General features: G+C 62.8%; 14 protein-coding genes. 10 read left to right on the top strand and 4 right to left on the bottom strand.

Annotation, left to right across the window (positions count from 1 at the left end; genetic code table 11):
- Positions 1–828: 828 nt before the first annotated feature.
- Positions 829–1,320 (top strand): DUF736 domain-containing protein, encoded by a 492-nt coding sequence (locus PX554_RS18930; RefSeq protein ID WP_275504034.1) that lies wholly within the window; start codon positions 829–831, stop codon positions 1,318–1,320.
- Positions 1,321–1,398: 78 nt separating this feature from the next.
- On the top strand, positions 1,399–2,412 hold the full coding sequence (locus tag PX554_RS18925) for a DUF2493 domain-containing protein (RefSeq protein ID WP_275504033.1): 1,014 nt from the start codon (positions 1,399–1,401) through the stop codon (positions 2,410–2,412).
- Positions 2,413–2,561: 149 nt separating this feature from the next.
- On the opposite strand, the gene PX554_RS18920 is transcribed toward PX554_RS18925, so the two are convergent.
- The gene (locus PX554_RS18920; RefSeq protein WP_275504032.1) at positions 2,562–2,888 is read right to left on the bottom strand and encodes a hypothetical protein; all 327 of its coding nucleotides are present in this window, start codon (positions 2,886–2,888) and stop codon (positions 2,562–2,564) included.
- Positions 2,889–3,355: 467 nt separating this feature from the next.
- Here PX554_RS18920 and PX554_RS18915 point away from each other — a divergent pair, with 467 nt between their 5' ends.
- The 7 genes from PX554_RS18915 (at position 3,356) to PX554_RS18885 (ending at position 12,731) form a co-directional block, all read left to right on the top strand.
- A complete protein-coding gene (locus PX554_RS18915) occupies positions 3,356–3,658 on the top strand; it encodes a hypothetical protein (RefSeq protein WP_275504031.1) in 303 nt (100 codons plus the stop codon).
- Positions 3,655–5,700: a type IV secretion system DNA-binding domain-containing protein gene (locus PX554_RS18910; RefSeq protein WP_275504030.1), complete on the top strand. Its 2,046-nt coding sequence runs from the start codon at positions 3,655–3,657 to the stop codon at positions 5,698–5,700. Before PX554_RS18915 ends, PX554_RS18910 begins: the two co-directional genes overlap by 4 nt.
- Complete coding sequence (gene mobF, locus PX554_RS18905) at positions 5,697–8,672, top strand: MobF family relaxase (RefSeq protein ID WP_275504029.1); 2,976 nt, start codon at positions 5,697–5,699, stop codon at positions 8,670–8,672. Before PX554_RS18910 ends, mobF begins: the two co-directional genes overlap by 4 nt.
- Positions 8,662–9,210, top strand: a complete 549-nt coding sequence (locus tag PX554_RS18900; protein WP_275504028.1) for a restriction endonuclease — start codon at positions 8,662–8,664, stop codon at positions 9,208–9,210. Before mobF ends, PX554_RS18900 begins: the two co-directional genes overlap by 11 nt.
- Positions 9,211–9,997: 787 nt before the next feature.
- Positions 9,998–10,276, top strand: coding sequence for a type II toxin-antitoxin system Phd/YefM family antitoxin (locus PX554_RS26695; protein ID WP_420833466.1), 279 nt, complete (start codon positions 9,998–10,000; stop codon positions 10,274–10,276).
- Positions 10,273–10,737: a PIN domain-containing protein gene (locus PX554_RS18890; RefSeq protein ID WP_275504026.1), complete on the top strand. Its 465-nt coding sequence runs from the start codon at positions 10,273–10,275 to the stop codon at positions 10,735–10,737. Before PX554_RS26695 ends, PX554_RS18890 begins: the two co-directional genes overlap by 4 nt.
- Positions 10,734–12,731 (top strand): recombinase family protein, encoded by a 1,998-nt coding sequence (locus PX554_RS18885; RefSeq protein WP_275504025.1) that lies wholly within the window; start codon positions 10,734–10,736, stop codon positions 12,729–12,731. The genes PX554_RS18890 and PX554_RS18885 overlap by 4 nt, the downstream gene beginning before the upstream one ends.
- On the opposite strand, the gene purU is transcribed toward PX554_RS18885, so the two are convergent.
- The 3 genes from purU to PX554_RS18870 form a co-directional block, all read right to left on the bottom strand.
- Complete coding sequence (gene purU / locus PX554_RS18880; protein WP_275504024.1) at positions 12,728–13,585, bottom strand: formyltetrahydrofolate deformylase; 858 nt, start codon at positions 13,583–13,585, stop codon at positions 12,728–12,730. The genes PX554_RS18885 and purU overlap by 4 nt on opposite strands.
- A 211-nt stretch (positions 13,586–13,796) precedes the next feature.
- Positions 13,797–14,192, bottom strand: a complete 396-nt coding sequence (locus PX554_RS18875; protein WP_093221594.1) for a response regulator — start codon at positions 14,190–14,192, stop codon at positions 13,797–13,799.
- A complete protein-coding gene (locus tag PX554_RS18870) occupies positions 14,189–15,721 on the bottom strand; it encodes a sensor histidine kinase (RefSeq protein ID WP_275504023.1) in 1,533 nt (510 codons plus the stop codon). The genes PX554_RS18875 and PX554_RS18870 overlap by 4 nt, the downstream gene beginning before the upstream one ends.
- Positions 15,722–15,870: 149 nt before the next feature.
- Between PX554_RS18870 and PX554_RS18865 the strand changes: the two genes are divergently transcribed.
- Complete coding sequence (locus PX554_RS18865; RefSeq protein ID WP_093221588.1) at positions 15,871–16,284, top strand: CopG family transcriptional regulator; 414 nt, start codon at positions 15,871–15,873, stop codon at positions 16,282–16,284.
- Positions 16,285–16,290: the final 6 nt, after the last annotated feature.

The raw sequence follows: 16,290 nt of genomic DNA, 5'->3' as shown, positions 1-16,290 counted from the left end.
ATGCCCGGGGCGCCGTCGCTCAGGCTTTGCAGCGATTGTGTGGGCATTCGACGCGGCGGAGGCGAAATCCTTGAACCGATCACATGACCGCAGCGGGGGGCGCAATGGCCGACAGTCGTGGCCGGGTTGGGCGGATGCCCGCCGGAGGCGGGCACCGGGCTCTATCTCCGCTACGCTCCGACCAAGCCCCCTATCGGGGTCTTGTCCGCTTCGCGGTAACGATCCCTTCCGCGGGTGTGCCCGGGAGGTGAGGCGCTTCCTTCTCGACCGGAGAGTCCAGCCGCACGACCACCGCAATGCAGGCTTCGCCTAAGGAATCGCGCTAGTCGCGCGATGCGGATCGTGGAGCCAGCCCGATCGCATCGCCCCCTTCGCCGCCCTCGCAGGATCCGTGCGTTGCAGGACGGGTTTCGTCCGCAAGAATTGCGTCGGGGCAAAGCTACGCTAGGCGAAAAGGGGCCGGCGATGTTTGTCTGTTTTCAACAGAAGCGCCGGCCCCTTTTCACCAAGCTTCGCTAGAGCCCCTCCCGTGCTTCTTGCGGACAAGAGCCCCGCCCTGCGCCTTCGGACCTGCGAGGGCGGCTCCGGGTGCGATGACGATCGAGCCGGCCCACGCTCCCTTTCCATTCAGAAGGAACCGACCGCTACGCGGCCGGTGCGTCTTTGTCCTTTGTGGGCCGCTGACGCGGCCGATTGTGCTCGGGCTCACCAGGTACGATGAAAATCTGTCAAGAAATCAATCACATGGAAGTAATGGAGGGGAGGGAGTAGGGTTTGGATGTGGCCGGGAAAGACAAGCGGTCCAAACCCAAGAGAAAGGATTAAGTCATGAAGATCGGTAACCTCAAATTTGACGAGCGCGTCAACGACATTATCGGCAAGATCGCCACTCGTGAGATGCGTTTTCCTTACCTTGTCATGCGCCGCATCGAAGATCGGCAAAGCGACAGCACCCCCGTCTACGAGATTTTCGAGACGAACCGCGCAGGCGACGAAATCCAGATCGGCGCCGTCTGGGAGCGTCCCAAGAGATCAGGTGACGGCGTTGTCCTTACCGGCATGATCGACGATCCGAGCTTCCGCGAGCCGCTCCCCATCGCCCTTTTCGGGGACGAGACGAACGGCTTCGATGTCCAATGGCGGCGCGAACGCGACCGCGACACGCAGGGCGGCGGCTTCGGCAATCGCGCGAGCAGCGGCCAGCGGCAGGGCGGTTTCGGCGGACGGTCGGGCGGCGGTTTCTCCGGCGGCAGCACCGCAGGGGCGGACGGCGGATATACCGGCAACGGGCGCGGCCTTGACGATGAGGTGCCCTTCTAAGCGGCACCAAGGCGGGCCGGGGGAGCGCTGGAACGCTTCCCCGGTCCTGAACCGTCACCCGACCAAAGGAACCAACCCATGAGCAAGCCAACGGCCTTGCGCAGCGTTAGCAGCTTTGCCGACCTGCCGGAACTCTATGCCGAACTCACCGCCACACCCGATTTCGTGGCATCGTTCGGTGATCCCTTACCCCTCACCATCATCGAACCCGACGAGGAACCGGGCGAATTTCTCATGCCCGATCCCTTAGCGGCACAGGCGGAATGCGGCGGCATCATCGCTGCCATTTTCGACCTGCTAGGCGATACAAGGCTGGACCCGCTCGCGCCTGAACTGGCGTGGGGCTTCGTCAACAGCTTCCACTTTGTCGCGAACAAGCTGGAAGGCCGCGAGGACAGGCTGGCCGATACCATCCGCGACATGGCCCGCCGTCTGGAACCGGGCGAGGTGTTCAACAAGGAACTGGAGGACACCCAGCTTGAATGCCAGTCGGTAGCGGAACAGCGCGCCGCCATGGAAGCCATGCGCGACTATGCGGCGGCGATGTATCGCGCCTATGCCGGTCGCCCATGGTCGCCCGCCAAGGGGTCGCGCGCGTCCCATGTCACCACCGCCAGCCAGATTTCGGCGCTCGATTTCCTCCGCGCACGATCCGAACGGCGGCGCGACCGATACGACCCGCAAGGCCCCGTCGTCGTCGTTTCCGGCCCGCAGGACTGGCACGACTGGCGCATCATCTGGAACCGGCTCGACCAGATCAGGACGCGCATTCCGCACATGGTGCTTGTCACCACCGGGCAGCGCGCCGGAGTCGATGCAGCCGCCGCCGCATGGGCCGCACAGCGGGGCGTTATCTGTATCGCCTTCGGTCTCTATGGACGCGGCAACGGGAAAGCCTTCAAGCGCAATCGCGACATCGCCGAGCTTATGCCGGTCGAGGCCCTGTTGTGCGAAGGGTCGGGCATCCAGTCGAGCCTCTATGACCTGTTCAACCCGGAGAAAGGCCACCGCGTCCCCACCCATGTTTTCATGCGGGCAGATCAGGAACCCGATGTGCCGATTAAAAAGAAGCGCCGCGTCATAGCAGCCTGATCGGGAAGCCACCAAGAGAAGGGCCGGGGCGGGCAACCGCTCCCGGCCCCTTGTCGTGCCTTTGGCACGAGCGGGGGAAACCCGAACGGTTTTCCCCGCGCCGCTCCTTTTGCCGGGCGTACCGCCCGCCAACGTCGCTCCCCTTTCCGCTAAGGATGCACAACCTTTGAGGGGTCATCGCCGCCAGCCGGGGGAACGACTGCACGCTTACGGGTCGCCCCCGGAGACGCTTCCGCCTGGACGCCTTGTGCCGTCAGCCCCTTCAGCGCGGAAATTGCAGCGCTACCGCCAACCCGGATCGCTTGGCCGATCACATCGCGAAACTCGCGCTCGCTCAGTCGTTCCACCGGCAATTCCGTCACCAGCTTCCCATAATGCGCGCGCAATCCACGTCGCACCGTCTCGGCTTCCCGCGCGAGATTTTGCTGATCGGTCTCGATCTTCGCGAGCCGCTCACGTTCAGTCATCTTGGGCATTCTTAGACTCCTTGCTCAAGGAGGTCTGCCCGCCACCACCCAATATCCATGAAGGACCAACGCCATGCAATGCTTTCCCTGCATCGGGACCATGATTGCGCCACCACAGACACCCGGCTGGGGAAGCTCCCCACCGACGAGAATCGACGGGCGCAGCGGGCAAGCGCGCTGCGGAGGGGAGACGCACGCCGGAGGCGGGTGTAATGCACCCCACGCACGGGTGCTGCGGGCGCGAATCGCCCGCATTTCCGCCATTTTCGGCCGGCACAGGATGGCGGCCAATTTGGCACTGATCGGCTGCCACTGGCAGCCAGGCCAAGGCAACAACTGACCTAAGCGATTGATCTGCCTTGGCACTTAATGGCTGCCACCGGCAGTTTTGATAAACTGTTGAGATCGCGGCGTAAATCGAGTATAACGACCTCGCTTCACCACGTTGCTGGCGTGCCGGACAAGGAGTCCGCCGCTTGGCACGCATCACTATCCGCATAGACGATGACCTCTATGCGCGCCTTACTGTCCAGGCGCGCAATGCCGGTCTCGGGGCAGCGACCTATTGTCGCGACATTCTCGAACGCTTCGAAGGAAGCGATCCTTCGGGTTATCACGCTCGCTTCGATGAGCTTCATGCGACGGCCATCCAGGCCTTCGCCATCCTTGCCACGTCGGTTGGCGAACGATCGCCCGACATCCTCCAGAAGGGGTTGGGCGAAGCGCGCCGGCTTCTCCGCGAAAGGGGGCTGCTCAATCCCGAGCAGGATCGGCCATGAGCATCTTCCGCCACGACACGCTCGGCTCCTGGACCCGGGGCGGACAGGCGATCGTCCATAACGTCCGGATGACTACCCAGGTCTTCTACCAGACCGTTCTTGCCGGGCTCGTTATCTGGATCGGCGGCACCATCTGGTATGCCCTCGAGAAGTCATCCGAATATGAGCGCTTCGTCCTTCTGAAGCTCGGCCAGGCCGCCTTCATGGGCGATGCCGTTCCGGGCAACGTCACCCCGATCCTGTTCAAGACGCCTGAAGGTAAGCAGTACTGGACCAGCCCCAAGGCACTCCTGGATTCCGGCCTCGCCAATAAGACGCTTGCCGCTTTCGAGACTTACCTACTCCACGGCGCCGCCATTGCGGGAATATTCGCCCTCGCCATGCTGGCATGGGCCTGGTTCTATTTCACCCGGACGGGAAGGGGGCTCGGCTCCAACCAGTTCCTGCGCGGCGCGCGGTTCGGCACGGTACGGCAGGTCCGCCGGGCGCTTTGGCGTCATGCCAAGGGCAGCTTCGAAATCGGGGGCGTCAATGTGCCCGATGCCTTCGAGCCGGAACACATCCTGATCTGCGGTGCTCCCGGCACGGGCAAAACCAACATCATCGTCAAGATGCTCGACGGCATCCGGAAGCGGAAGCGCCGCGCCATCGTCTACGACACGGCCGGCACCTTCGTGGAGAAATTCTATCGTCCCGGGATCGACGTGCTGCTCAATCCCCTCGACGCCAGGGCCGACTGCTGGTCACCCTGGGTCGATGTCCCGCGGGACTATCATTACGACCAGATCGCCGAGTCCACGATCCCCGACAAGGCTGGCGACCCCTTCTGGGCCAAGGCGGCGCGCGGAACGCTGGTTGCTGTGATGCGGAAGCTTGCGCGTCAGGAGCGCACCCTTGTGTCGATCCTGCTCGACACGCTGCTGCGCTCCAAACTGAAGGACCTCGCCGCCTTTGCCGCAGGCACCGATGCGGCGGCATTTATCTCCACCGAGGGCGAGCGGACCAGTGCCGGCATCCAGGCCGAACTCGCCTCCGTCATGCGCAGCTTCTCCTATCTCGACGACACCGCCGACGGGTTCTCGATCCGCGACTGGGTTGCCAACGAGAGAGACGACAGCTGGCTCTTCATCACCGTGAAAGCGGACCAGCTTCCCTCACTGCGCCCCTTGATCACGGTATGGCTCGACATCGCGATCAGCGCGATCATGAGCATGACGCCCGACCGCAATCGACGCCTCTACTGCGTCATCGACGAGCTTCCGACCCTCCAGCGCCTGCCGTCGCTGGGCGACTTCCTTGCCCGCGCCCGGAAATATGGCGGCTGCGGCATCCTCGGCTTCCAGAGCTATCCTCAGCTCGAGGCAACCTACGGGATCCAGGATGCCGCGGCGATCACCGGCTATTGTTCGACTTGGGTCGCCCTCAGGGCCAACGACACCCCGACCGCAAAGCATGTCAGCGAGAATCTCGGCCAGGTCGAGCAGGTCGAGGCCAATGAGGGCATGTCCTATGGCGTGAACGACATGCGCGACGGCGTGAACCTTTCCCGCATGCAGGTGACGCGGCCCCTGGTGATGCAAACCGAGGTCACCAATCTGCCGAACCTGATGGGCTATCTGCGGTTCGGGCGTAACCTTCCCGTGGTCCGGTTCGAGGACGGCTATAACAAGGTCGTTTCTGTCGCCGAGGCATTCGAGGAGCGCGGGACACCACCCATACGATTGGCCGTTACGGTTCCGCCGACGCCCCCAGCTCCGGCGACGCGAGCGGAGCAGGCAAAGCCGAAGGCAGGTGCCACGAAACGGCGCCGCCCCGAACCCAAGGCCCCCGAAGCCGAACTGCCTCTGACGCCTCCGCCGGGCGATGAGGAAGCGCCGGACGACACCCAACGGGACGAATCCGCGCCCGCTTCCGATCCGCAGCGGGGGGAGGAACCCGCATCCTCTACGCCTCCACTTGAACTGTTCGGCAAACCAGCCGGCTTCCGCCTGAGTCAGCACGGTCGCCATGGCGGGGCGCGTAACGCGGCGAAGCCGGCATGATCAACCCGATCCGCCTCAAGGGGAAGCCCGCCAACATCGCCAGATATTACACTGTGGGAGACTATTATTCGAAAGGCGCCGACGAGCATTCCGAATGGGGTGGCAAGCTTGCCGCCGAACTCGGCCTCCAAGGCAAGGTCGATCCAGCCGTATTCAAGGAATTGCTGGCGGGCAAGGTTGGCGATCAGCAACTGGGCCGTCGCCGCTCAAATGGCGAAATTCAGCATCATCCCGGCTGGGACTTCGCGGTCAACGCGCCCAAGTCCGTGTCGATCATGGCGCTCGTGGCCGGCGATGACCGGATCGTCCAGGCGCATGAAGAGGCGGTCGGCGTCGCGCTCTCCTACCTGGAAGAGCACGCAACGATGCGCCACCGCGTCAACGGTGAGGTCACCGAGAAAACGACCGGGCGGCTGATCTACGCGCGCTTCACGGAGCATGCGTCGCGCGAGCTGGACCCTCATCTCCATACACATGTCGTCGTCATGAACATCACCGACGAGCGTGACGGCTCGCTCAAGGTCAGCCTCGAAACGCGAGCGATGTTCGCCGAGCAGATGGCTGCCGGGCAGGTCTATCGTAACGAGCTGGCGCACCTCCTCAGGGAGCTTGGCTATGAGGTCGAGTTCGACCCGCGGGGCGGCCTTTTCGAGATCAGGGGCGTCCCCAGGAATCTGATCACCGACATGTCCCAGCGCGCCGAGCAGATTGACGCGCATGCGAAGGAAAATGGCCTGACCGGGCAGGCGGCCCGGCAGCAGTCCTTCTACCTCACGCGCGGTCCCAAGCAGAAAGTGTCGCTGGAAGACCTGCATCAGAAATGGGATGTCCGGCTTGGTCTCCATGCCGAGGCGGTAAGAAAGACCAGGACGACCGCAGAGGAAGTCGGGGAGCGCAAGCTCGACGTCGAGCCTCAGACGGCGGCGCGAGCGATGCTGTTCGGCATCCGCCAATCCGAGGGCAAGGAGGCGGTCAACAACCTCGGACGGTTGCTGCAGACGGCCTTGGCGTCCCATGTCGGCGAGGTCCGACTCTCCGACATCCGCCCCGTCGCGGAGGAACATCAGGCGCGCGCGAAATTGTTGGAGACCCGGCATCGCACCGGTGACGAAATCCATACGCGCGGACGCACCACCCGAAAGACGGCCCGCCTGGAATTGGCCTTGTCGGATCATCTTGCGCTTGCCCTCAATGATGCGCGGCCTCTCGCGACGGTCGACGCCCTCCGTGATGCCGGCATCGCCCGCAATCTCAAGCCCGAGCAGAGAACGGCGCTTCTGCATATAGGAACTACCAACCACAGGGTTGTCGCGGTGCACGGCGTTGCCGGCTCCGGTAAATCAACGATTATAGGCGCGTTGCGCGAGGCGGTCGGGGAAGACGCGACCCTGATCGCACTCGCTCCCACCTCGTCGGCGGCCGCTGAGCTGGGCCAAAAGGCCAATATCGAGTCCCGCACGGTCGCAAGTCTGCTTGCCACCGGCGGGGCAAAGCTCGACGACAGCCATGTCCTGGTGATTGACGAGGCTGGCCAGCTTGGCAATCGCCAGGCGACCCGGCTGCTCGAGATCAGCCGAACCACCGGTGCCCGCCTCATCCTGCTTGGAGACACCCGGCAAACGGGGGCGATCGAGCAGGGCAAGCCCCTCTGGCTGATGATGCGCCTGGGCATGCCAACGGCGGAGTTGAAGGATCCGGTCCGTCAGCAGGACGAGCGGATCATGCAGGCCGTCCGGCTGGCCCGTCTCCAGAACTATGAGGGCTCCCTCAAGGCGCTCGAGGCCGTCACAACGGGCGAGAGCACCGAGAAGCTCGCGGAGTGGCTGGTCGCCGACTGGACAAGGCTCAGTCCCGAACAACGCGCGAAGACCAATATCCTCGTGCTCGATAACGCGAGCCGTCTGATCGTCAACACCAAGGTCCGTGAGACTCTGAAGACCGAGGGCGCCATTGCGGCCGAGGAAGCCCGGCTCTCGATCCTTTCTCCCACGGGGATGACCGACCAGGAGAAACATTTCGCGCGCTTCTATTCCCGGGGTCAGGTCGTGGTGTTCTCTCGCGACAATGCCAACCTCGGGATCGCCCGCGACGCAGAATTTAAGGTGACCGGCGTCGGACGCGACGCGCGTGGGCGCCAGACTATCGTCCTGACGGATGAGAATGGCCGGACCATCCAGTGGGATCCTCGTTTGGGCCGAGCCTCCCAGATCAATGTGTTCAGGGAAGAGAAGCGCGAGCTCGCTGCCGGCGACCGCATCCAGTGGCGTCTGGCTAACCGAACCCTCGACCTCAAGAATGCCGAGCGCGGGACCGTGGAGCGCCTCGACGGCACGCTCGCGACAATTCGTTGGGATCGGGACGGCAGGATCCAGGAGATCGACCTGTCCCGGCACAAGAACTGGGACCATGGCTATGGCGAGACCGTTTATTCGGCGCAGTCCAAGACCTATGATCGGGTCTATGTCCTCGCTCCGGTGAACTCACCACTAGTCACCGGCCAGAATTACTACACGGCCATCACCCGCGCAAGGTTTGGCGCGAAGCTCTGGACGGAGAACCGGAAGCGACTGGTCGAAAAGTTGAAACAACGCTCGGGCGAGAAGACTTCGTCGCTCCAGGGCTTGGGGCGGATTGAACGGGACAGCGTGAAGGGCCGGTCGGCCCGCCACGCCGATCGCTGGGATAGGCTCCGCGACCAACAACGCGTCAACCGCGAGGAGCGTAAGGACAAGCCGGCGGCGCAACGTGAATCTACAGAGAGTGCAAAGCCCTCGGGATTGGCTGAGCGCATCGCCGATCGCGCGTTGTCGGTTGCGTCCTTCATGGACCGGTGGGTCGTGTCCCTACTCGACCGAAGTTCACATCGAGGCGATGATCGGGACGATGGGCGCGCCGCCGCGACGGCGCCCCAGCCGGCTCCCGAACCTGCCCACGCTCCTTCCCAGGATCACGGAGGCGGTCATGATCGCTGATGGAGCTATATGGCTTGTTGTCGTCGGGGCTCTGCTCCTTCTCTGGTTCCTTCGTGGTTCCCGCATTCCGGTCAAACACCGATGGCGACGTCGACAGGCACGCATCATGTGCCGGCAATTGCAGGGCCGCGATCGCTCCCAGCCTCCGGCAGTTGTTTTCGCCCGGTTGCGCCGCATGGATCCCTTGGCTTTCGAGGAACTGCTTCTGGAATGTTTTGAGCGTCGCGCGATCGAAGTAGTCCGAAACCAGCGCTACACCGGCGATGGAGGTATTGATGGGAAGGTAAGAATCTGCGGCTGGGTCTGGCTCGTCCAGGCAAAGCGCTACACAGATACGATACGGCCCGAACATGTTGACGCGTTCGCGCAGCTATGTGCCGTAAAGAGTATGCCGGGGCTTTTCATTCACACCGGACGAACCGGACCATCCACCCGAACGCTGCTCAATCGTCATCCTCATATCCAGATCATATCTGGTGACCAGCTTCTTGCCCTCATTCGCGGTGAACCCGTCTTGGTCAGGGGGAAGCGCATATGAGACTTCCCGTTTCGCGTCCTCGCTGGCGGCCGTGGCCCTATGCCTTGCCGGCGCTCGTAGCGGGCCTCGTCCTACTATCCGGTTCAGCTGTAGCGGACTCTCGTCCGGTCAGGTCTGCCACCGGGGAACGTGAGATCGCCCGATGTATTCAATTCGCGTCGGTGGGCAGAGCATGGCTTGAAAAAACGCTTTGGGGTCTGCGCGATCAGGAAGCCGGATGGATCGGTGCTGAGGTACCGAACAGCAACGGCACACATGACCTCGGTCCACTCCAGGTGAACAGCTCCTGGGTAGCCAAACTTTCTGTTCTGGTCGACCGCGATCCCGGCCTCGTCCGCAACTGGCTGATCAACGACCCGTGCTTCAATGTGCAGGCGGCCAAGTGGCTGTTCCTGTCGGGGTTGCGCACCAGTGGAAGTTATTGGCAGGCCGTCGGCGCTTATCATAGCCCGACACCATGGCGGCAAGAACGCTATCGTAGGAACGTCGCACGGCACCTGGTTTCAAGGTTCGGGACGAACGTGTTTTCACCCCTTCCGCTGAGACCCTTATCCCAACGCCAGGGAAGCAGTTCCTCTCCGCTTGCTCAGAGGAAGCCGCAGTGAACGGCTCGAGCGACGAGCCACAGGTTTCGCGGAGCCCCGCGGACGATCTGGACGAGCGGATCCTCCGTATAGCAGCAGCGATTGGCCGGCATCTTGCCAAGGAGGAGATGGCGCGGAAGGGTCGCACAACCGGTGTGTCAAAAATACGCGATGGCCTGTTGGACGAACAGGATGATTGAGCTATGGTTCTAGCCGAAATGGCAGAGGCTTTGGATATGCGTGCCTGGCAACTTCAGGAAGCAAAGGACCAACTCAGCGAGGTGATTGAAACGGCTCAACTGCGTGGGCCTCAGATGATCACGCGCCACGGCCGACCTCGTGCGGTGCTGCTCTCTGCTGCTGACTACTCGGCAATGACGTCCCAGAGGCCGGACTTCAAGGAATGGCTGTTGGGAGGTCCCAAGGCAAACCTTGCGTCACCTGACTCGGCATTCCACGCAAGAGGGGAGGGGGAAGGTTGAAAGACAATGACAGCTTCCTCTTGAATACCGACGTGCTGTTCGAGACCCGGAGAGCGCCGATACATCCGAACGTGGAGCGGTTTCTGAACGAGACGGAATCAAACAGGCTGTTTCTTAGCGTTCTCAGCTTGGGTGAACTCCGTCGGCAAGCAAGGGATTTGCGCGAGATAGATCCTGAATCAGCATTCCGCTTCGAAGATTGGCTAGACGAGGCAAAGGAAAGCTTCGAGGACAGGCTCCTGTCGGTCGATGGTGAGGTGGCGGACACTTGGAGCGCCGTAGGAAATGACGACATTCACTCGGTCACCGCTTCGCTAATTGCTGCGACAGCAGCATCGAAGAATCTCATCTTCGTTACCCGAAATGCCAAAGAGGCCGCAGGGATGAACGTTCGGACCCTAAATCCTTGGCATGCAGCCTATCGCACCAGGCCGGCACCATCGACCGGAGACGCATCTTGACCCGTACTGCACTTTACGCCCGATACTCGAGCGATATGCAAAGCCAGACCTCGATAGACGACCAGTTCGCCATTTGCCGCGATCAGGCCGCAAGGGAAGGATGGCGCATCATCGGAAGCTATCAGGATGCAGCAATCTCTGGCGCCTCCGTGATTCTGAGACCGGGAATTCAATCGCTGCTCCAGGATGCGCAACTCGGTAAATTCGACACGATCCTTGCCGAAGCGCTCGATCGCATTTCCCGAGATCAGGCTGATGTCGCGACCTTGTACAAGCATTTCCAGTTTGCCGGCGTGAGGCTAATCACCATCGCCGAAGGCGAGATATCGGAGCTGCATGTAGGGCTGAAGGGCACGATGAATGCTCTTTTCCTCAAGGATCTCGCGAAGAAAACGCATAGAGGGCTAAGGGGGCGAGTCGAGAAGGGCAAATCGGGCGGTGGCCTTTGCTATGGCTACAATGTGCTTAAGAGGGTCGATGCGAGCGGCGAACTTGTTCGTGGCGAGAGGTCGATCAACGAGGCGGAAGCTCTGGTCGTTCAACGGATCTTCCGAGAGTTCTCCAATGGCAAGAGCCCCCGCGCGATCGCGTGGGATCTCAACCGTGACAACGTTCCCGGACCATTTGGCAAGCAATGGTCGGACACGACAATAAGGGGACATGCGGCGCGCAAGACCGGCATCCTTCACAACGAACTCTATATCGGCGTTCTGGTTTGGAATCGGCAACGATTTGTCAAAAACCCGTCGACTGGGAAGCGGGTCTCCAGGCCCAACCCTGAATCTGAATGGATCAAGAAGGATGTGCCCGAATTGCGCATTCTGACTGACGAACTGTGGCAGGCCGTGCGCCAGCGGGCGGACGAAATCGGAGAGCGCTATAAGGCTGTTGCGGACGGTATCCGGGTCTCAAAGGGAAAGAGACTTCGCGACCTGCATCGGCCCGTCTTCCTGTTTTCGGGAATGATAGAATGCGGCGTTTGCGGGGGGAACTGTACCATCATCGTGAATGATCGATACGGCTGCAACAACCACTTTCGAAAAGGTACCTGCAGCAACAATCGTACAATCCGGCGTGAGATGCTGGAGAAACGTGCGTTGCACGGAATATCGGAGCGCCTAGTTTCTGCGGATGCGGTGAAGCAGGCCGTGGCCAGCTACATTGAGCAAATCAATTCCGCTAACCGGGAACAGCGTGCTCAGGCGGAACTGGACCGCCGCAGTTTGGACAAGGTCGAACGCGCGATCGCAGGAATTCTCTCTGCGATTGAGGATGGCATGTATCAGCCATCCATGAAGGCGCGATTGAGCGATCTCGAACAACAGCGGGATGAGCTTCAGCATCGACACGTCGAACATTCGGTGGTGGTTCCGGACATTCACCCGAACGTCGCTGAGCTATACCGGCGGCGCGTCGCATATCTGATTGAGGCGCTGAAAAATCCGGCTCTTCGTGATGAGGTAGCCCAGGACATTCGATCGATCGTTGGGAAAATCATTATCTCACCCGGCCCCGACCGCGGGCAGGTTTACGCCGAGTTGTGCGGAGAACTTATGGGAATTCTCAATGCTGTAAGCAAGGAAGGCGGGGGCGGAGGGCAACTACTACTATACCAACGGGGACTGCGCCCTCCCGCAACCAACGTCGGTATAACTCCGGGAAACAATGTTATACCAACAGGGGAAGCCAGCCCCCGCAACCATCGTCAGTATAAAACCGAAGACTGTTATACTGACGGGGCATCGGGTCCCCGCAACCAATCACCACACGCCCATGACCGCCCGAGATACCTCAGGGCGGCTTTTTGCGTTTTCTCCCTGGCTTGTGCCTCTGGGCAACCTCCCAAGTCCGGCGAAATGTGGCTGGATGCCACCATGTCTATCCGCTGTCGCCGGCCGGATGCCGTTTGCAGCCAGCGGTTCGGCCTCGATACGGGTTCGCCCGGCCGCGCAGCGCCCGAGCCCGCGCCGATCGGTCCGTGCTGCCGCGATTAGCCCCGGAAGACGACGGTACGCCCGTCATTCTGGAAGACGCGATCGTCGAGATGCAGCCGTACCGCCTCGGCCAGCACACGGCGCTCGATATCGCGGCCTTTGCGCACCAATTCGTCAGGTGTGTCCGAATGGCCGATCGGTTCGACGTCCTGGAGGATGATCGGTCCTTCATCCAGATCCGCCGTGACGTAATGTGCAGTGGCCCCGATCATCTTGACGCCGCGGGCGTGAGCCTGATGATAGGGCTTGGCGCCCTTGAAACCGGGTAGGAAGCTGTGATGGATATTGATGCAGCGACCGGAGAGGAAAGCGGCGAGATCGTCGGAAAGTATCTGCATGTAACGCGCCAGGACGACCAATTCCGCTCTCGTTTCCTCGACCAGCGCCTTGATCTGCGCTTCCTGCTGCGCCTTCGTTTCGCGGGTGACGGGCAGGTGGTGGTAGGGAATCGCGTCCATCAGCGACGTGTGAAGCACCTCGCGCGGGTGGTTCGATGCGATCGCCACCACCTCCATCGGCAGCTCGCCCAGCCGCATGCGGTACAGGAGGTCGCCCAGGCAATGGTCCCATTTGGATACCATCAGCAGCACCTTTTTGCGGCTGCGCTGATCGTTGAGCGACCAATCCATCCCGGCCGCGCCCGCGATCGGCGCGAATGCCGCGCGTACCGCATCAAGGCCCGCGTCGCTGCCGGGCCGGAACGCGACCCGCATGAAGAAGCGATCGTTTAGCGCATCGTCGAACTGCTGCGCATCGACGATGTTGGCACCGCTTTCAAACAGGAAGGTGGCGACACGCGCGACAAGGCCGGGGCGATCGGGGCATTGCAGGCGCAGCGTATAGAGTTCGGGCATCATGCGTTCCCCAAGGTGTGCCGGCGCGCGGCGCGTTCGTATCCGTGGTCTGCTGGGCCATCATCAGCATCTACACCGGTGCCGACAAGATTATCACCGCGCGGGCCGAAAAGATCAGCATGCCAGTGGCTTCGGCGCTGATACCGAGATGGACCTACGCAAAATAGCCCGGAAAGAGTTCAGATGCCGACCAGATCAGCGTCTTGACTGGTCATGGGGTGCGCAGCGGAAGCGTTTGACGCTCGCCGCGCAAGTCGCGCAGCCGGGACACCAGCGCCGTCATGTTGACTGGTTTGGGCAGATAGGCCGCATCGGCGAGGTCCGGGGGGAGCGCCGACGCGTCATAGCCGGTCGCGAACAGGATCGGCACGCCGTCCCCGCGCAGGCCGCGGCCCACTTCGATGCTCGTCTCGGCGCCGAGATTGACGTCGAGCACGGCGAGATCGGGGCGCGCGCCGCGCAGCGAAGCGAGCGCGCCCGCCGCGTTTGCGAACGGGCCCAGCACGCGGGCGCCGGCCCGCCTCAGCGCCTCGGCGATATCGTCGGCGAGGTAGAAATCGTCCTCCAGGACGAGGACGGAACAGCCCTCAAGCGATGGTGCGGTCACGATCCGGTCTCCCGTATGTTCGGCAGCGGCGGCGAATTGGTCTGCAGGATGCTGTCGCCGGCGGCGAGCGGGAAGGCGATGCGGCAACGCAGGCCATCCGCAGCGACCGTGAGTTCGCCTTCGCCGCCCAGCTCATAAGGAACGCGGCGGGTGATCAGTTCGGTGCCAAAGCCCCGGCCATGCCCCGCGTCCGCCGGGTTCTCGACCGCGCTCTCGCGCCATTCCAGCGCCAGCCAGTCGCGTTCGTCCCGCCGATCGAGCCGCCAGCCTACCGTGATCCGGCCGCGCGGTTGCAACAGCGCGCCATATTTGGCGGCGTTGGTGGCAAGCTCATGGATGGCGAGCGTCAGCACTTCGGCGGCCTTGGGCGACAGCGAGATCTGCGGCCCGGCGACCTTGACCCGGCTCTCCTCCGCGTCCTGCGCGATCAACTCGTCGCGGATGATGCCCTCCACCGCGACGCCGACGCCCGGGCCCCGCGTCAGCAGCGCCTGCGTGCGGGCCATCGCCGCGATGCGTCCGCTCAGCCGGTCGCGAAACTCCTGCGTGCTGACCGCCGCGTCGCCGCGCTTGACCACGGAGGCCACCATCGCGAGCACGTTGCGAACGCGGTGCTGCAGTTCGGCCAGCAGCACGGTCTGGCGTTCCTCGTTGCGTTTGCGATCGGTGAGATCCTGCCCGATCTTGAGGAACCCCGCGACCGTTCCGTCCGGGTTGCGCAAGGCGATGGTCTGGCCATCGACAAAGACGCGGCCGCCGCCTTTGGTGACGTGCCAGCGGAAGTCCGGCGCCTTGCCGTTGGCGCGCGCTTCCGCGCTCTCGCGCTCCGGGATACCGCTGAGGCGATCTTCGGGGGTGAAGATGTCGGCCATCGTCCTGCCGATCATCTCTTCCTCGCTCCAGCCGAACACCTCGGTGGCGCCGGGAAACCAATCGGTGATGATATCATCCTGATCGGACAGGATGATCGCGAAGCCATGCGCGTTCTCGACGACCAGCCGAAAACGCTCGTCGGTGCGCTCCAGCGCGGCCATCTTGAAGAGCCGGTCGACGATCAGCCCGAGCACCGCGCAATAGGTGCGCAGGAATGCGATGTCTTCTTGGTCGAACGCGCCTGGCGCGCGCGCGAGCGCCTGGAACACCCCATAGGGCTTGCCGCCCGGCAGGATGATCGGCGCGCCGACGATCGCGCTCACGCCCCGCGCGCGCAGGGACCGGGTCGGCGGGGCGGTGTCCTGCGTCATGGCGGGGCTTTCCGGCCCGATCGAACGCACCGCGAAGGCGGTTTCGTCCGCGTCGAGATGCGTGCCGACCATATCCGCCGCCCAGCCGATGCCGGCGCGGACCCGCGCCGCGCCGCCATCCGCGTCGAGTTCTACCACCCTGACGACGTCGGTGCGCAGCGCCCGCGCGACGATGCGGCAGCCTTCGGCAAGGACGGCGGAAAGGTCGTCGCAACGCAGCGCGAACGCGCCGAAATCAGCGAGAAGGCGGTGTCGCTCAGCGAGTTCGTCGCGGCTGGCGGTCATCTTCACCCTTTGATTTCATAGGGATGAAACCCGCTGCGGGCGCAAAGGTGCCGAAAGCCCGGCCATTGCGAGACCCGTCACCATCTCGCACTTGCACAATAGACTCTAATCATCCATATACCATCCACACAGATGGTAGGGCGGTTGCGATGGCGGAAGTTCACGAGTTCAGGCCCAAGGCCGACAGTGAGAAGATCACCATCAATCTCGGCTATGTCGATCTCGGCCATATTGACCTGATGGTGCGCGACGGCTTCTATTCGAACCGCACCGACTTCATCCGCACGGCGATCCGCAACCAGCTCGAACGCCATCGCCAGGCCGCCGAAAAGTCGGTCGTGCGCAAGCGCCTCGATCTCGGCATCAGCTATTTCTCACGCGCGCAGCTCGAGGCGGTGCGCGATGCGGGCGAGGTGCTCGAAATCCGTGTGCTCGGCCTCACCAGCATCGATCCCGAGGTTTCCCCGGAGCTCGCGAGGGCGACGATCGCGTCCCTCACCATCCTCGGCGCGCTGCACGCGACGCCGGCCGTCAAGGCCGCGCTCGCGGATCGCATCGCCTGACCATCG

The organism is Sphingomonas pollutisoli (genome assembly GCF_029167165.1).
Lineage (GTDB): Bacteria > Pseudomonadota > Alphaproteobacteria > Sphingomonadales > Sphingomonadaceae > Sphingomonas > Sphingomonas pollutisoli.
Note: the sequence above shows the minus strand (reverse complement) of the source record. Positions and strands in the feature narration are given on the sequence as shown.

Excerpts from the sequence above, each read along its gene's own strand:
- PX554_RS18930 (WP_275504034.1), top strand. The coding sequence starts at position 829 with ATGAAGATCGGTAACCTCAAATTTGACGAGCGCGTCAACGACATTATC.
- PX554_RS18925 (WP_275504033.1), top strand. The coding sequence starts at position 1,399 with ATGAGCAAGCCAACGGCCTTGCGCAGCGTTAGCAGCTTTGCCGACCTG.
- PX554_RS18920 (WP_275504032.1), bottom strand. The coding sequence starts at position 2,888 with ATGCCCAAGATGACTGAACGTGAGCGGCTCGCGAAGATCGAGACCGAT.
- PX554_RS18910 (WP_275504030.1), top strand. The coding sequence starts at position 3,655 with ATGAGCATCTTCCGCCACGACACGCTCGGCTCCTGGACCCGGGGCGGA.
- mobF (WP_275504029.1), top strand. The coding sequence starts at position 5,697 with ATGATCAACCCGATCCGCCTCAAGGGGAAGCCCGCCAACATCGCCAGA.
- PX554_RS18900 (WP_275504028.1), top strand. The coding sequence starts at position 8,662 with ATGATCGCTGATGGAGCTATATGGCTTGTTGTCGTCGGGGCTCTGCTC.
- PX554_RS26695 (WP_420833466.1), top strand. The coding sequence starts at position 9,998 with ATGGTTCTAGCCGAAATGGCAGAGGCTTTGGATATGCGTGCCTGGCAA.
- purU (WP_275504024.1), bottom strand. The coding sequence starts at position 13,585 with ATGCCCGAACTCTATACGCTGCGCCTGCAATGCCCCGATCGCCCCGGC.
- PX554_RS18870 (WP_275504023.1), bottom strand. The coding sequence starts at position 15,721 with ATGACCGCCAGCCGCGACGAACTCGCTGAGCGACACCGCCTTCTCGCT.
- PX554_RS18865 (WP_093221588.1), top strand. The coding sequence starts at position 15,871 with ATGGCGGAAGTTCACGAGTTCAGGCCCAAGGCCGACAGTGAGAAGATC.